The following is a 15,992-nucleotide window of genomic DNA, read 5'->3' on the forward strand; positions in this document are numbered from 1 at the left end:
CCTATCCCTTATCGTAAGGGGGAAACGGTGTCCTGTCTTTCATGGGGCTCGTTCAGTTACACGCAGGAAGCCTTAATACTGCGGACATTAAAAAGCCTGTCCGGCGCGAGTCCGGACAGGCTGGGTGACAAGTCTGCAATCAGACGTGGTATTGCGCCGACAATTCATGCACCGCCCGCAGGAAGGCACCGGCGTGTTCGGGATCGACCTCCGGCGTGATACCGTGGCCGAGGTTGAACACGTGGCCGCTGCCGCTGCCGTAGCTGGCGAGAATACGGGCGACTTCCGCACGGATGGCCTCGGGCTTGGCGTAGAGCACGGTCGGGTCCATGTTGCCCTGCAGGGCGACTTTATGACCGACGCGCTCGCGGGCGTTGCCAATGTCGCAGGTCCAGTCCAGGCCCAGGGCGTCGGCGCCGGCATCGGCGATGCTTTCCAGCCACAGGCCACCATTCTTGGTGAACAGGATCACCGGGACCTGGCGACCTTCGTGCTCACGAATCAGACCGCTGACGATCTTGCGCATGTAGGCCAGGGAGAACTCCTGGTACGCCGCCGCCGACAGGTTGCCACCCCAGGTGTCGAAGATCTGCACCGCTTGCGCACCGGCCAGGATCTGGCCGTTGAGGTAGGAGGTGACCGACTGGGCGAGCTTGTCCAGCAACAGGTGCATGGCTTGCGGGTTGTCGTAGAGCATGGCCTTGGTCTTGCGGAAGTCCTTCGACGAACCGCCTTCGACCATGTAGGTGGCCAGGGTCCAGGGGCTACCGGAGAAGCCGATCAGCGGCACACGACCGTTGAGTTCACGGCGAATGGTGCTGACCGCGTCCATGACGTAGCCCAGGTCCTTTTGCGGATCGGGAATCGGCAGCGCCTCGATATCGGCGAGGGTGCTGACGACTTTCTTGAAGCGTGGGCCTTCGCCGGTCTCGAAATACAGGCCCTGGCCCATCGCATCGGGGATGGTCAGGATGTCGGAGAACAGGATCGCCGCGTCCAGTTGCGGGTAGCGGTCCAGCGGTTGCAGGGTGACTTCGCAGGCGAACTGGGGGTTCATGCACAGGCTCATGAAATCACCGGCCTTGGCGCGGCTGGCGCGGTACTCCGGCAGGTAGCGACCGGCCTGGCGCATCATCCACACGGGAGTGACGTCTACGGGTTGCTTGAGCAGGGCGCGAAGGAAACGATCGTTCTTCAGGGCAGTCATGTCGGCATCCGGAAAAAAAGTGCGGGCATTTTCTCAGAGCTCGACGCAAAAGGCACGGCAAGAGCCGTGCCTTTTATCTATCGGGGCAATTTGTCGCGGTGCCACACACTATCCAGCAACGCCACAAAGCAACTGTGGGAGCAGTTTTTGTGGGAGCAAGGCTTGCCCGCGATGAAAGCACTGCGGTCTCTTGAGTACCGCGGCGCCTGGATCGCGAGCAAGCTTTGCTCCCACTAAGCTCGCTCCCACAGGGTTTAGTGTCGTTCGGTCAGACCTGCAGGTAATCCAGAATCCCCTCGGCCGCATTGCGGCCTTCGAAGATCGCCGTCACCACCAGGTCGGAACCGCGGACCATGTCGCCACCGGCGAAGATCTTCGGGTTGCTGGTCTGGTGCTTGTACTGGCCCTTTTCCGGTGCCACGACGCGGCCCTGGCTGTCGGTCTGGATGCTGAACTGCTCGAACCACGGCGCCGGGCTTGGGCGGAAACCGAAAGCGATGACCACGGCGTCGGCCGGGATGATCTCCTCGGAACCAGGGATCGGCTCGGGGCTGCGGCGGCCGCGGGCGTCCGGCTCGCCGAGACGGGTCTCGACCACCTTCACGCCTTCGACCTTGTCTTCGCCGACAATGGCGATCGGCTGGCGGTTGTAGAGGAACTTCACGCCTTCTTCCTTGGCGTTCTTCACCTCTTTGCGCGAGCCCGGCATGTTGGCTTCGTCACGACGATAGGCACAGGTCACCGACTTGGCGCCCTGGCGGATCGAGGTGCGGTTGCAGTCCATCGCCGTGTCACCACCGCCGAGCACCACCACCTTCTTGCCTTTCATGTCGACGAAATCTTCCGGCGACTTTTCAAAGCCCAGGTTGCGGTTGACGTTGGCGATCAGGAAGTCCAGCGCGTCGTAGACGCCCGGCAGGTCCTCGCCGGCAAAGCCGCCCTTCATGTAGGTGTAGGTGCCCATGCCCATGAACACGGCATCGTATTCTTCGAGCAGTTGCTCCATGGTCACGTCCTTGCCCACCTCGGTGTTCAGGCGGAACTCGATACCCATGCCGGTGAAGACTTCGCGGCGATTGCTCAGCACGGTCTTTTCCAGCTTGAACTCAGGGATGCCAAAGGTTAGCAGCCCGCCGATTTCCGGGTTCTTGTCGAACACCACCGGCGTCACGCCGCCGCGCACCAGCACGTCGGCGCAACCCAGGCCCGCCGGGCCCGCACCGATGATGGCCACGCGCTTGCCGGTCGGCTTGACCTTGGACATGTCGGGGCGCCAGCCCATGGCGAACGCGGTATCGGTGATGTATTTCTCCACCGAACCGATGGTCACCGCGCCAAAACCGTCGTTCAAGGTGCACGCACCCTCGCACAGGCGATCCTGCGGGCACACCCGGCCGCAGACTTCCGGCAGGGTGTTGGTCTGGTGGGACAGCTCGGCGGCCTGGAGGATGTTGCCCTCGGCCACCAGCTTCAGCCAGTTGGGAATGAAGTTGTGCACCGGGCACTTCCATTCGCAATACGGGTTACCGCAACCCAGGCAGCGGTGGGCCTGGTCGGCCGACTGCTGGGGTTTGAAGGGCTCGTAGATCTCCACGAACTCTTTCTTGCGTTGACGCAACAGTTTCTTCTTCGGATCCTTGCGCCCGACATCGATGAACTGGAAGTCGTTATTCAGACGTTCAGCCATTGTTAAAACCTCATCAAACTCTTCAGGCGCATATCACTGCGGGTTGGCACGGGTGCTGGAAAGCAACGACTTCAGGTTGGCCGCCTTGGGCTTGACCAGCCAGAAACGCCGCACGTAGTCATCGAGGTTTTCCGCGAGTTCACGACCCCACTCGCTGTCGGTTTCCTCGACATACTCATCCAGTACGCGTTGCAGATGGCTACGGTAGGCTTCCATCGCCTCGCCGCTGATCCGCTGGATCTCCACCAGTTCGTGGTTGACCCGGTCAACGAAGGTGTTGTCCTGGTCGAGCACGTAGGCGAAACCGCCGGTCATGCCAGAGCCGAAGTTGTAACCGGTCTTGCCCAGTACACAGACAAAACCACCGGTCATGTACTCGCAGCAGTGATCGCCGGTGCCTTCCACCACAGTGTGGGCGCCGGAGTTACGCACGGCAAAACGCTCGCCCGCGGTGCCGGCGGCGAACAGCTTGCCGCCCGTGGCGCCGTACAGGCAAGTGTTGCCGATGATGGCACTGTCCTGGGTCCGGTAGACGCTGCCCTTGGGCGGAACGATGACCAGCTTGCCGCCGGTCATGCCCTTGCCCACGTAGTCGTTGGCATCGCCTTCAAGGTACATGTTCAGGCCACCGGCGTTCCAGACGCCGAAGCTCTGACCGGCAGTGCCCTTGAAGCGGAAGGTGATCGGCGCATGGGCCATGCCCTGGTTGCCGTGCTTGCGCGCGATTTCGCCGGAGATCCGTGCACCGATGGAACGGTCGCAGTTGCAGATGTCCAGGCTGAACTCGGCGCCGCTCAGGTCGTTGATCGCCGAAGCGGCCAGGTCGACCATCTTCTCGGCCAGCTCACCCTTGTCGAACGGCGGGTTGCGGTCGACTTCGCAGAACTGTGGCTTGTCCGCCGGAATCAGGTCACTGCCCAGCAACGGGGTCAGATCCAGGTGATGCTGCTTGGCGGTCTGGCCTTCGATCACTTCGAGCAGGTCGGTACGGCCGATCAGTTCGCCAAGCGAGCGCACGCCCAGCTTCGCCAGCCACTCACGGGTTTCCTCGGCCACGTAGGTGAAGAAATTCACCACCATGTCGACGGTCCCGATGTAGTGATCCTTGCGCAGCTTCTCGTTCTGGGTCGCCACGCCGGTGGCGCAGTTGTTCAGGTGGCAGATACGCAGGTATTTGCAGCCCAGGGCGATCATCGGCGCCGTGCCGAAGCCGAAGCTCTCGGCGCCGAGAATGGCTGCCTTGATCACGTCCAGGCCGGTTTTCAGGCCGCCGTCGGTCTGCACCCGGACCTTGCCGCGCAAGTCGTTGCCGCGCAGGGTCTGGTGGGTTTCGGCCAGGCCGAGCTCCCATGGAGCGCCGGCGTATTTGATCGAGGTCAGGGGTGAAGCACCCGTGCCGCCGTCGTAGCCGGAGATGGTGATCAGGTCGGCATAGGCCTTGGCGACGCCAGCGGCGATGGTGCCAACGCCGGCTTCCGCCACCAGTTTCACCGAGACCAGCGCCTGCGGGTTGACCTGCTTGAGGTCGAAGATCAACTGCGACAAGTCTTCGATCGAATAGATGTCGTGGTGCGGCGGTGGCGAGATCAGGGTCACGCCCGGTACCGCGTAGCGCAGCTTGGCGATCAGGCCGTTGACCTTGCCACCCGGTAACTGGCCGCCCTCGCCAGGCTTGGCGCCTTGGGCCACCTTGATCTGCAGCACTTCAGCATTGACCAGGTATTCCGGCGTCACGCCGAAACGGCCGGTGGCCACTTGCTTGATTTTCGAGCTCTTGATGGTGCCGTAGCGCGCCGGGTCTTCGCCGCCTTCACCGGAGTTGGAACGCGCACCGAGGCGGTTCATGGCTTCGGCCAGGGCTTCGTGGGCCTCTGGGGACAAGGCGCCCAGGGAGATACCGGCGGAGTCGAAGCGCTTGAGCACCGATTCCAGCGGTTCCACTTCACTGATGTCCAGCGGCGTGTCGAGGGTCTTGACCTTGAGCAAGTCGCGAATCATCGACACCGGACGGTTGTCCACCAGCGCGGTGTATTCCTTGAACTTGCTGTAGTCGCCCTGCTGCACAGCTGCTTGCAAGGTGTTGACCACGTCCGGGTTGTAGGCGTGGTATTCACCACCGTGGACGAACTTCAGCAAGCCGCCTTGCTGGATCGGCTTGCGCGGGCTCCAGGCTTCGGCCGCCAAGGCTTTCTGTTCGGCTTCGATGTCGACGAAGCGCGCCCCCTTGATGCGGCTCGGCACACCACGGAAGCTCAGCTCGCAGACTTCTTCGGACAGGCCGATGGCTTCGAACAGTTGCGCACCGCGATACGAGGCGATGGTCGAGATGCCCATCTTCGACAGGATCTTGAGCAGGCCCTTGGTGATGCCCCGGCGGTAGTTCTTGAACACCTCGTAGAGGTCACCCAGCACTTCACCGGTACGGATCAGGTCACCCAGCACTTCGTAGGCCAGGAACGGATAGACCGCCGAGGCACCGAAACCGATCAGCACCGCAAAGTGATGCGGATCGCGGGCGGTGGCAGTTTCCACCAGGATGTTGGAGTCGCAGCGCAGGCCTTTTTCGGTCAGGCGATGGTGCACCGCACCGGTGGCCAGCGAGGCGTGGATCGGCAGCTTGCCCGGAGCGATATGACGGTCGCTGAGCACGATCTGGGTGCGACCGGCGCGTGCGGCTTCTTCAGCCTGATCGGCGACGTTGCGGATCGCCGCTTCGAGGCCGACGCTCTCGTCGTAGTTCAGGTCGATGACCTGGCGTGCGAAGCCCGGACGGTCGAGGTTGGTCAGCGAGCGCCACTTGGCCGGGGAAATGACCGGCGAGCTGAGGATCACGCGCGAAGCATGTTCCGGCGATTCCTGGAAAATGTTGCGCTCGGCACCCAGGCAGATTTCCAGGGACATCACGATCGCTTCGCGCAGCGGGTCGATCGGCGGGTTGGTCACCTGGGCGAACTGCTGGCGGAAATAGTCGTATGGCGTGCGCACACGCTGCGACAGCACGGCCATCGGCGTGTCGTCACCCATGGAGCCGACCGCTTCGTAGCCCTGCTCGCCCAGCGGACGCAATACCTGGTCGCGCTCCTCGAACGTCACCTGGTACATCTTCATGTACTGCTTGAGCTGGTCGACGTCGTAGAAAGCCGAGCCATGGTCGTTGTCTTCCATGGTCGCCTGGATGCGCAGGGCGTTCTTGCGCAGCCATTGCTTGTACGGATGACGGGACTTGAGCCGGTTGTCGATGGCGTCGGTGTCGAGGATCTGGCCGGTCTCGGTGTCCACGGCGAAGATCTGGCCCGGGCCGACACGGCCCTTGGCGATGACGTCCTCGGGCTGGTAGTTCCAGACGCCGATTTCCGAAGCCAGGGTGATGAAACCGTTCTTGGTGGTGACCCAACGGGCCGGGCGCAGACCATTACGGTCGAGCAGGCACACGGCATAGCGACCGTCGGTCATGACGATACCGGCCGGACCGTCCCACGGCTCCATGTGCATGGAGTTGTATTCGTAGAAGGCCCGCAGGTCCGGGTCCATGGTCTCGACGTTCTGCCATGCTGGCGGCACCAGCATGCGCACGCCACGGAACAGGTCGATGCCGCCGGTTACCATCAGTTCGAGCATGTTGTCCATGCTCGAGGAGTCCGAACCCACGCGGTTGACCAGCGGCCCGAGCTCTTCGAGGTCCGGCATCAGGTCGTTGGCAAACTTGGTGCGACGGGCCAGGGCCCAGTTGCGGTTGCCCGTGATGGTGTTGATCTCGCCGTTGTGGGCGAGGAAACGGAACGGCTGGGCCAACGGCCATTTTGGCAGGGTGTTGGTCGAGAAACGCTGGTGGAACACGCAGACAGCGGTTTTCAAGCGTTCATCGTTCAGGTCTGGATAGAAGGCGGTGAGGTCCGCCGGCATCATCAGGCCTTTATAAATGATGGTTTTGTTGGAAAAGCTGCAGATGTAGTGGTCGGTGTCGGCGGCGTTGGCCACGGACGAGCGACGACGGGAGCTGAACAGCTTGATCGACATTTCCTGGTCGCTCAGACCTTCGCCGGCGATGAACACCTGTTCGATCTGCGGCAGGCGAGCCAGGGCCAGGCTACCGAGGACACTGGTGTCGATCGGCACTTGGCGCCAGCCGACCAGTTGCAGGCCAGCGGCGAGGATCTCGCGGTTCATGTTCTCGCGAGCGGCTTGTGCCTTCACCGGGTCCTGGTTGAAAAACACCATGCCCACAGCGTACTGCTTGGGCAGGGTCACGCCGAACGTTTCCTGGGCAATGGCTCGCAGGAACTCGTCAGGCTTTTGAATCAGCAAGCCGCAACCGTCACCGGTCTTGCCGTCGGCGTTGATCCCACCGCGGTGGGTCATGCAGGTCAGGGCCTCGATGGCCGTTTGCAAAAGGGTATGACTGGGCTCGCCCTGCATATGGGCAATCAGGCCGAAACCGCAGTTATCCTTGAATTCATCGGGTTGGTACAGACCTGCTTTCATAGACACTTTCTCACCAGGCTGCCTCTTATCGAGACAAATTTCTTTTCAATTCAACCCGTTGCATTCCGCGCCGAACGTACGCCAGCTTTGCGGGAGCAAAAGGGAGGTCATTGTACACACCGACACAAAGCCCCACAAATTTGACGACGAATAGTCGTAAATCCATGTCGCATTTATGAAAGGTTTAAAGCTATATGCTGTGCTAGTCAAAACTTTTTTGGGTTCGACCGCACGACTCAAACGCTACTGTGACGCAGACACCACAAGGCGCGCGGCCTGAAAGGTCGCCCGTCCCTGCGGAAATGTTGAGGTTGCCGGGAGAGGCGGCCTGGGTAAGGCCGCCGAATCTTCAGCGAGTTGCTGCCAGTTCCTGTTGGACGCTGGCGACAGTACGAGGCCAAGGTTTACCAGCCTGAACCTTCGCTGGCAAGGCCTTGATGGCGGAAACAGCTGCATCACGGTTGGCGAAGCTGCCGTAGGTGATGACATAGAGGGGCTTGCCGTTGAGCACTTTCTTGAAATAGCGGTACTCGCCGCCCTGCTCCTTGACGAAGTTCTGCGCAGCGGTTTCGGAGCTCGTGCCCAGGATCTGCACCACGTAGTTGCCCGGTGCCTGGCCGGCGTACCAGCTGCCGCCTGTGGCCTTGGCCGGTGCAGCCGGTTTCGCCGCCGGGGCTGGCGCAGGCTTGGCCGCAGGGGCAGGCGCCGGGGCTGGCTTGGCGGTTGCGACCTGGGTGGGCGCCGGAGTCGGCTTGGCAGGCGCTGCCGGGGTCGGCCTGGCGGCCGGAACAGGGACAGGTGTTGGCGCCGGACCGGCCGGCACACCGGCAGGCGGCGCCGTCGTGGTCACGGTCGGCGGCGTGTCGCTGCTGTCATCGATCGGTGGAGCGGTCCCGTCGTCGCCTTCGGTGATACCGCCGGCCGCTTCGGCCAGTGGCCCGCGCATGACCGGCTGGGATTGACCGACCAGCGGCAGCGGCATCGGCTGGGTGTTGCCGGCAAATTCCACCGCTGGCGCACCGCCGTTGGGTTTCGGCGAGCCCTGACCGAGGGGCAGCTGGGCCTGTTCGTTGGCAGGCGTACCTGTGGCAGGCGTCTTGTTGCGACCCGGCATCAGCCAGGCGGCGGCAACCGCGACCACGACCACGGCGGATATCGCCAATACGTGTTTCTTCGGCATGTTGAACCCCATACTTGGACGCTTCACCGCTGAGCGGCTGGCAATCATGACTTCGATCAGGGCATCGCGGGCGACCTGGTTGATATTGCCAGGCCAACCACCTGCGCCTTCGTGAATCTCAGAGATCTGATCGGCGGTAAAAAGTTCGATACCCCGGCCAGCACCTTCCAGGCGCTGGGCCAGGTATTCCCGGGTTTCTTCCTCGGTGTAGGGCGCCAGTTCGATGACGTGGAAGCGCTCTTCCTCAAGCTCCAGCTGGTCCAGGTCGGCGATCAGCGACGACTCGCCAAACAGGAACACATGGGGCCGACCTTCCGGCGCACCGGCTCCCAAAGCCAGCAGGGCTTCAAGCGCCGACTCGTCGAGCTGCTCGGCATCGTCCACCAGCAGGTAGACCTCCTGTCCGGTCAGCGCCAGTTGCACGATCTGATCGAGAATCGCACCGACTTCAGCCTGGGCAACGTTCAGTGCCTGGGCGACCTGGCGCAATATGCCGGCCGAATCGCCGGCACCACGGGCCGAGACCACCACGCTCTGCACCGATTGCTTGTTGGTGCTGGCCACCAGGGCCTGGCGCAGCAGGGTCTTGCCGCTGCCCTGGGGACCGGTGACCACCAGCAGCAACTGGCTGTAGCGGGCCAGGTGATGCAGCTGGCCCAGCACCGGCTTGCGCTGGGCGGGGAAGAATTTGAAGCCGGGGACCCGTGGAGCGAAAGGGTCGTGACTCAACTGGAAATGGCCGAGGAAAGCCTCGTCGGCATGCAAACTAGTCATCGGAATCTTATTAACCTTTAAGCTGAGCCAGGGCGTGGTAGTCCGCGCCCAGCGTGGCCTGTAGAACCTCTTTCGGATAATCGTCGGTCACCACCGCTTCGCCCATGTGGCGCAGCAGCACCAGGCGCAGGCGACCGTCGATCACTTTCTTGTCGATTGCCATGTGTTCGAGAAAGTCCGCCTCGCTCATTTCGGCCGGCGGAACCACCGGCAGCCCGGCGCGCAGGAACAGGCGAATGCCGCGGTCACGCTCCTGCTCGCTGATCCAGCCCAGGCGGGTGGACATTTCGAGGGCCATGACCGTGCCGGCTGCCACGGCCTCGCCGTGCAGCCAGACACCGTAGCCCATGTGGGTTTCGATGGCGTGGCCAAACGTGTGGCCCAGGTTGAGCGTGGCGCGTACGCCCGATTCGCGCTCGTCGGCACCGACCACGGCAGCCTTGGCGGCGCAGGAGCGCTCGATGGCGTAGGTCAATGCCACCGGATCCAGCGCACGCAGGCGGTCGACGTTCTCTTCGAGCCAACCCAGGAACGGCTCGTCGCAGATCAGCCCGTACTTGATGACTTCCGCCAGCCCCGCCGACAGTTCCCGCGCCGGCAACGTCTTGAGGGTCGCGGTGTCGATCAGCACCACGTTGGGCTGGTAGAAGGCGCCGACCATGTTCTTGCCCAGCGGATGGTTGATCCCGGTCTTGCCGCCCACCGACGAATCGACCTGCGACAGCAGCGTGGTGGGAATCTGGATGAAATCGACGCCGCGCTGGTAGCAGGCGGCTGCAAAACCGGCCATGTCGCCGATCACGCCCCCGCCCAAGGCGACCACCGTCGTGCGGCGATCATGCCGTGCGGTCAGCAGCCCGTCGAAAATAAGTTGCAGGGTTTCCCAGGTTTTGAAGGCTTCGCCGTCGGGTAACACCACGGAAATCACCGAGAAGGCCGACAGGCTGCGGGCCAGGCGTTCCAGATACAGAGGTGCGACGGTTTCATTGGAGATGATCGCCACTTGCCGCCCGGCAATATGCGGCGTCAGCAGTTCGGGCTGGTCCAGCAAGCCTTCGCCAATGTGAATCGGGTAGCTGCGCTCGCCCAGGTCGACCTTAAGTGTCTGCATGTGTCCCCACAGTGAAGATGGAATCAGGCGTCCTGCCTGCAATTAACGAAAATCCACGGTGCCTGCCCTGACGCCATTCAATGGCTATTCGCCACGACCCAAGCGGGCCATGACGGGACGTCGAGGATAGCGCATTTCGCCAGGCGCATTAACGGGGAGGCAATTGCTGCAACCGTTCGAGAATATCCAGCACGACCATCCGTGGCGGCCGCTCATCGGTTTCCACCACCAGGTCGGCTATCTCCCGGTACAGCGGATCACGCAGTGCCAGCAGGTCCCGCAGGGTCTTGGCCGGATCGGCGGTACGCAGCAGCGGTCGGTTGCGATCACGTGCGGTACGGCCGACCTGCTGCTCGACGGACGCATGCAGGTAGACCACTCGTCCGCCCGCATGCAGCGCCTGACGGTTGGCTTCGCGCATCACCGCGCCGCCCCCCGTGGCCAGCACCACGCCGTCGGACGCGCAAAGCTCGGCGATCATCGCCTGCTCTCGGTCCCGAAAGCCTGGCTCGCCTTCCTTGTCGAAGATCCATGGGATATTGGCGCCCGTGCGCAATTCAATTTCCTTGTCGGAATCTTTGAACGGCAGGCGCAGCTCTTTGGCCAGCAAACGGCCGATGGTGCTTTTTCCAGCGCCCATCGGCCCAACAAGAATCAAATTTCGCACAGAATCAACGACTCACAGCAATCGCCTGGTTATTCATGATACGCGGAGTGAGGAATACCAACAGCTCGGATTTTTTCTCCGAGACCACATCACGCCGGAAAAGGCGGCCAAGATACGGCACATCGCCAAGAAATGGCACCTTATCTACGACCTTGCTCTGAGTATTTGAGAAAACCCCGCCAATCACAATGGTCTCGCCGTCGTTGACCAGCACCTTCGCGTTGACTTCGTTCTTCTTGATCGGCGGCACTTCCTGGACTTTGTTCAGGTAGTCCGGCTCATCCTTGGTGACCTTGACCTCCATGATGATGCGGTTGTCCGGGGTGATTTGCGGCGTCACCTCCAGCGACAGCGAAGCCTCCTTGAACGACACCGACGTGGCACCGCTGGAACTGGCTTCCTGATAGGGAATTTCCGTACCCTTGAGGATCTTGGCGGTCTCCTTGTCGGAGGTCACCACCTTGGGCTGCGAGACGATTTCCCCGTTGCCGGTCTTCTCCATGGCCGTCAGCTCAAGGTCGAGCAACACGTTGTCGGTGATGAACGCGATGCCGATGCCCGAGGTGTTGCCTGCGGCGCCCATGTCGACGAAGGGCTGGTTGGTGCTGGTACTGCCCGGCGTGCCAATGGTGGTGGAGCTGCCCGTGGTGACCCCGGAAGAATTCCAGTTCCCCTTGTTCTGCACCGAACCGCCCCAGCGCACCCCCAGGCTCTTGTCGTAGTCGACGTTGGCCTCGACGATCCGCGCCTCGATCATCACCTGGCGCACGGGGATATCCAGTTGCGCGACGATTCGACGCAGCTCGTCGAGCCGATCCTGGGTCTGGTAGGCGATGATGTTGTTGGTGCGCTCATCGACAGTGATCGTGCCGCGTTCGTCCGCCTTCGCCTCGGCACTGGTGACCGACTGGAACAGCTTGGCGATGTCGGCGGCCTTCGCGTAGTTGACCTGCAACAGCTCGCGACGCAAGGGCGCCAGGTCGGCTATCTGCTTCTGGGACTCCAGCTCCTGGCGCTCGCGCGCCGCGATTTCATCGGCCGGGGCCACCAGCAGCACGTTGCCGACCTTGCGCTTGTCCAGCCCCTTGGTCTTGAGCACCAGGTCCAGCGCCTGGTCCCAGGGCACGTTCTGCAAGCGCAGGGTGATGCCGCCCTGCACGGTGTCACTGGCGACCAGGTTCAGGTTGGTGAAGTCGGCGATCAGTTGCAGGACCGAACGCACCTCGATGTCCTGGAAGTTCAGGGAGAGTTTTTCACCGCTGTAGGCAGCGCGATCGGTGTTGCGCTTTTGCAGGTCCTCGACGGTCATTGGCCGGACGCTGACGGTCAGTTTGTTGTCGGTCTGGAAGGTGGAGTAATCGTAGGTGCCGCTGGGTTCGATGCTGATGGTCGCCCGATCGGCGCCGGCGCTGGCATTGACGAATTGCACCGGGGTGGCGAAATCCTTGACGTCCAGCCGTACCCGCAGCGGTTCGGGCAACTGGGTCCGGGGGAAGTTGAGGATGATCTTGCCCTCATGCTCCTGGATATCCGGGGCAATGGCGGGGTCAGACAGGTCAATCACGACATTGCCTTCACCCTGCGTCCCACGCTGGAAATCCACGCCCCGGATCGCCTTGCCCACTGACGCGCCAGCCCTCGCAGGCGCAGCGCTGGCGACCGCCTGGCGTGGCGCCGGGGTCGGCGTCGCAGCCCTCGGCGCCGCCCCCTTGCCCACTACGACAAACAGGCTGTTGCCTTCGATTCGAGTGTTATACGGCGCCAGTTGCGTGAGACCGATGATCACGCGGGTACGGTCTCCCGCCTCGACCACGGTGGCGCTGCGCGCATTGCCGCCACCCAGGTCATGGCGCTTGCTGGCCAATTGACTGGTGACCCCGGGCAGGTCCAGGGCGATCCGCGCCGGCTGCTCGGTGGTATAGCCCTTGGGCGTGGGCGGCGGTCCGTCGAAGGTGAGCTTCAACTCGACACGGTCCCCCGGCAGCGCCGCGACATCCAACGTCTTCAAACTGGCCGCAAGAACCATCGGCGACACCAGCGCTATCCATAGCGAAATACCGAGGGCAGAAAAAATCCTGTTCATTGTTCGACTTCCACTATGAGTGCTCTTTCAAAGTAATGGTCCGTGGCCGCTCCAGCCAGGCGCCTTCGCCGTCGGGCACGATTTCGACCACATCGACCTGAGTGGCGCTGATCGCGACGATCCGCCCATCGTTGCGCCCCAGGTAGTCACCCACCTTGAGCCGATGCACCCCGCCAGCACCGCGCAGCAGCGCGAAGGAGCCACTGGCATTGGAGAGCGTACCGACCATTTCAAACTGCTCGATGTTGAAGCCTTCCAGGTACTGCTTGACCCGGTTGGGGTCAGGCCGGACATTGCGCGAACCCTGCTGGTGGCCAGCCTGGTCCACCCGGACTTGCCGGGAAAACGGGCTGCGCAGGTTGGCGGCGCTGTAGGTGAAGGTTTCCTGGGGCTTGAACGTCGGCGTCGGCTCGATCTTGCCGGGCGGTCGCAAGCGCACCTCGTTCATGTAGGCGTCCAGGTCGCTGAAACCGTTGTCGTTGTTGCACCCCGCCAACGCCACCAGCCCCGCCAACAGGCAAATACGGCAGGCCGGCTTCATGGCTGCACCTCCTGCTCGTTATAGCGGTAGGTCTTGGCCTGGATGCTCATGCGCAACTTCGCCCCGGCCTCCGGCTCCATCGGCCCGATCTCGAAATCGTGCAGCGTGACGATCCGGGGCAGCCCGGCCACACCGCTGACGAACGTCGCCAGGTCGTGGTAGCCGCCGGTCACGGTGATCTGGATCGGCAGCTCGATATAGAAGGGTTGGGTGACTTCCGGCAGCAGCTTGATCTCTTCGAACTCCAGGCCGCTCCCCAGGCCTGTGCGCGTGATGTCTTCCAACAGACCTGGCACTTCGGTGTCGCTGGGCAACTGCCGCAACAGCACACCGAAGGACGTTTCCATCTGCTTCATCTGCTCGGTGTAACGCTCCAGGTTCGCCGCCATGTGGGCCTTGCCCTCGAATTGCGCCTTGAGGGTGTTTTCCTCCTCACGCACCTGCTGCAACTGGTCTTCCAGGTCACTCAAGGCAAAGTTGTAGCCCAGCCCCAGCACCAGTATTACCAGCAGGACACCGGCCAGCCATTTGACCGGCGCCGGCCAGGAGCCCAGGTTGCCGGTGTCCAGGTCGCTGAAATTGATCTTGCGCAGCGCGTCGAACCACTCTCCTGGTTTCATTGCGCCTCCTGTGCATCGACCGGGTGGGTCTGGCGCACCGTCAGCTGGAAGACGTTGGCCTGGTCAGGCTGCCCGGCCGTGGCGGCCTTGACCTCCGTCAGGCTCGGGGCGTCGAACAGGTCCGATGCGTCGAGGTTGCGCATCAGGTCGGAAACCCGGTGGTTCGATTGCGCCACGCCCTTGATGGAGAGCATCCGGTCTTCCATTTTCACTTCGGTGAAATACACACCATCGGGCAGGGTTCTCGCCAATTGATCGAAAATGCGCCCGCTGATGGGCCGGTTGCCCTGCAGATCCTGGATGATACGCATGCGCTCCACCAGTTGCTGGCGACGGGCTTTCAACTCGCTGATCTGCTTGATGCGTTCGTCCAGCACGGCAATCTGCTCGGTGACATGAGCGTTGCGCGCCATTTGATGGTCGATGGCACTGTGGAGGGACTGGACTGCAATCAGCGTCACGCCGACGGCCGCGACCACCGCCCCCGTCAATGCCAGCAGAAAGCGCTTGCGCCGCTCTTCACGCAGTTCCTCGCGCCAGGGAAGAAGGTTGATCCGTGCCATCAGTCGAAACTCCTGAGGGCCAACCCACAGGCGATCATCAGCGCTGGCGCATCACTGGCCAGCGCCCCGGCATTGACTTTGCTGCTCAGGGCCATGTTGGTGAACGGGTTCGCCACCTGCGTCGGCGTATTCAGACGTTGCTCGATCAGCCGGTCCAGGCCGGTGACCGAGGCGGTGCCGCCCGCCAACAGGATGTGGTCGACCGCGCTGTATTGGCCCGACGCGAAGAAAAACTGCAACGAGCGCGACACCTGCTGGACCAGCGCTTCGCGAAACGGTTGCAGCACTTCGGCACCGTAGTCGTCCGGCAGCCCGCCCTGCTTCTTCGCCAGCCCCGCCTGCTCCGGCGTCAGGCCATAGCGGCGCTGGATTTCCTCGGTGAGCTGGCGACCGCCGAACAATTGTTCGCGGGTGTAGATGATGCGCCCGTTGTGCAGCACGCTGAGGGTGGTCATGGTGGCGCCGATGTCGATGACCGCTACGGTCAGGCGCTCCTGGGAGGCAGCCAGTTGCCGGGCGAGCAGGCCAAAGGCGCGTTCAAGTGCATAGGCTTCCACATCGACCACCCGGGCGGTCAGCCCGGCCAGGGCCAGCGCGGCCTCGCGCACCTCGACGTTTTCCTTGCGACAGGCAGCCAGCAGCACTTCGACCCGCTCGGCGCTGCGCGGCGACACCCCCTGGACTTCAAAATCGATGGCCACCTCATCCAACGGATAGGGGATGTACTGGTCGGCCTCGATCTTGAGCTGGTTTTCCATGTCGTCGTCGGATAACCCGGCATCCATCTCGATGGTCTTGGTGATCACCGCCGAACCCGCCACGGCCACGGCCACGGCGCGCACGGTCGTCCTGGCCTTGGCCAGCACGCGCGACAAGGCCTGGCCCACCCCTTCGAGCTCGGCGATGTTCTTTTCGACCACGGCGTTAGGCGGCAACGGTTCGACCGCGTAGGACTCGACGCGATAGCGGTCGCCCTGACGGCTCAACTCGAGCAGTTTCACCGACGTCGAACTGATGTCGATCCCCAAAAGCGCATGGGCTTTTTTATTGAAGAGTCGTAGCACTACCAATTCCCTA

The 15,992-nt window shown here is 62.6% G+C and carries 11 protein-coding genes; all 11 read right to left on the reverse strand.

The window, feature by feature from the left end; genetic code table 11:
- Positions 1 to 139: 139 nt before the first annotated feature.
- Positions 140 to 1,207, reverse strand: coding sequence for a uroporphyrinogen decarboxylase (hemE, locus tag ACODSJ_RS01280; protein WP_489100006.1), 1,068 nt, complete (start codon positions 1,205 to 1,207; stop codon positions 140 to 142).
- 268 nt (positions 1,208 to 1,475) lie between these two features.
- Positions 1,476 to 2,894, reverse strand: a complete 1,419-nt coding sequence (locus tag ACODSJ_RS01285) for an FAD-dependent oxidoreductase (protein WP_260959555.1) — start codon at positions 2,892 to 2,894, stop codon at positions 1,476 to 1,478.
- A 33-nt stretch (positions 2,895 to 2,927) separates the two neighbouring features.
- Positions 2,928 to 7,376 (reverse strand): glutamate synthase large subunit, encoded by a 4,449-nt coding sequence (gene gltB, locus ACODSJ_RS01290; protein WP_489100007.1) that lies wholly within the window; start codon positions 7,374 to 7,376, stop codon positions 2,928 to 2,930.
- A 349-nt stretch (positions 7,377 to 7,725) separates the two neighbouring features.
- Positions 7,726 to 9,330 carry an AAA family ATPase gene (locus tag ACODSJ_RS01295; RefSeq protein ID WP_489100008.1) on the reverse strand — a complete coding sequence of 535 codons (1,605 nt, stop codon included), beginning with the start codon at positions 9,328 to 9,330 and terminating at the stop codon, positions 7,726 to 7,728.
- Positions 9,331 to 9,340: 10 nt separating this feature from the next.
- The gene (aroB, locus tag ACODSJ_RS01300) at positions 9,341 to 10,441 is read right to left on the reverse strand and encodes a 3-dehydroquinate synthase (RefSeq protein WP_489100009.1); all 1,101 of its coding nucleotides are present in this window, start codon (positions 10,439 to 10,441) and stop codon (positions 9,341 to 9,343) included.
- Positions 10,442 to 10,589: 148 nt separating this feature from the next.
- Positions 10,590 to 11,108 (reverse strand): shikimate kinase AroK, encoded by a 519-nt coding sequence (gene aroK, locus ACODSJ_RS01305; RefSeq protein WP_489100010.1) that lies wholly within the window; start codon positions 11,106 to 11,108, stop codon positions 10,590 to 10,592.
- 4 nt (positions 11,109 to 11,112) lie between these two features.
- Complete coding sequence (locus ACODSJ_RS01310; RefSeq protein WP_489100011.1) at positions 11,113 to 13,191, reverse strand: type IV pilus secretin PilQ; 2,079 nt, start codon at positions 13,189 to 13,191, stop codon at positions 11,113 to 11,115.
- A gap of 13 nt (positions 13,192 to 13,204) precedes the next feature.
- Complete coding sequence (locus ACODSJ_RS01315; RefSeq protein ID WP_489100012.1) at positions 13,205 to 13,732, reverse strand: pilus assembly protein PilP; 528 nt, start codon at positions 13,730 to 13,732, stop codon at positions 13,205 to 13,207.
- Entirely contained in the window at positions 13,729 to 14,352 is a 624-nt protein-coding gene (pilO, locus tag ACODSJ_RS01320) for a type 4a pilus biogenesis protein PilO (RefSeq protein ID WP_489100013.1), read from the reverse strand. The genes ACODSJ_RS01315 and pilO overlap by 4 nt, the downstream gene beginning before the upstream one ends.
- Positions 14,349 to 14,915, reverse strand: a complete 567-nt coding sequence (locus ACODSJ_RS01325) for a PilN domain-containing protein (RefSeq protein WP_489100014.1) — start codon at positions 14,913 to 14,915, stop codon at positions 14,349 to 14,351. The genes pilO and ACODSJ_RS01325 overlap by 4 nt, the downstream gene beginning before the upstream one ends.
- The gene (locus ACODSJ_RS01330) at positions 14,915 to 15,979 is read right to left on the reverse strand and encodes a pilus assembly protein PilM (RefSeq protein ID WP_489100015.1); all 1,065 of its coding nucleotides are present in this window, start codon (positions 15,977 to 15,979) and stop codon (positions 14,915 to 14,917) included. The genes ACODSJ_RS01325 and ACODSJ_RS01330 overlap by 1 nt, the downstream gene beginning before the upstream one ends.
- Positions 15,980 to 15,992 lie beyond the last annotated feature (13 nt).

This window comes from Pseudomonas sp. FG6 (genome assembly GCF_057809015.1).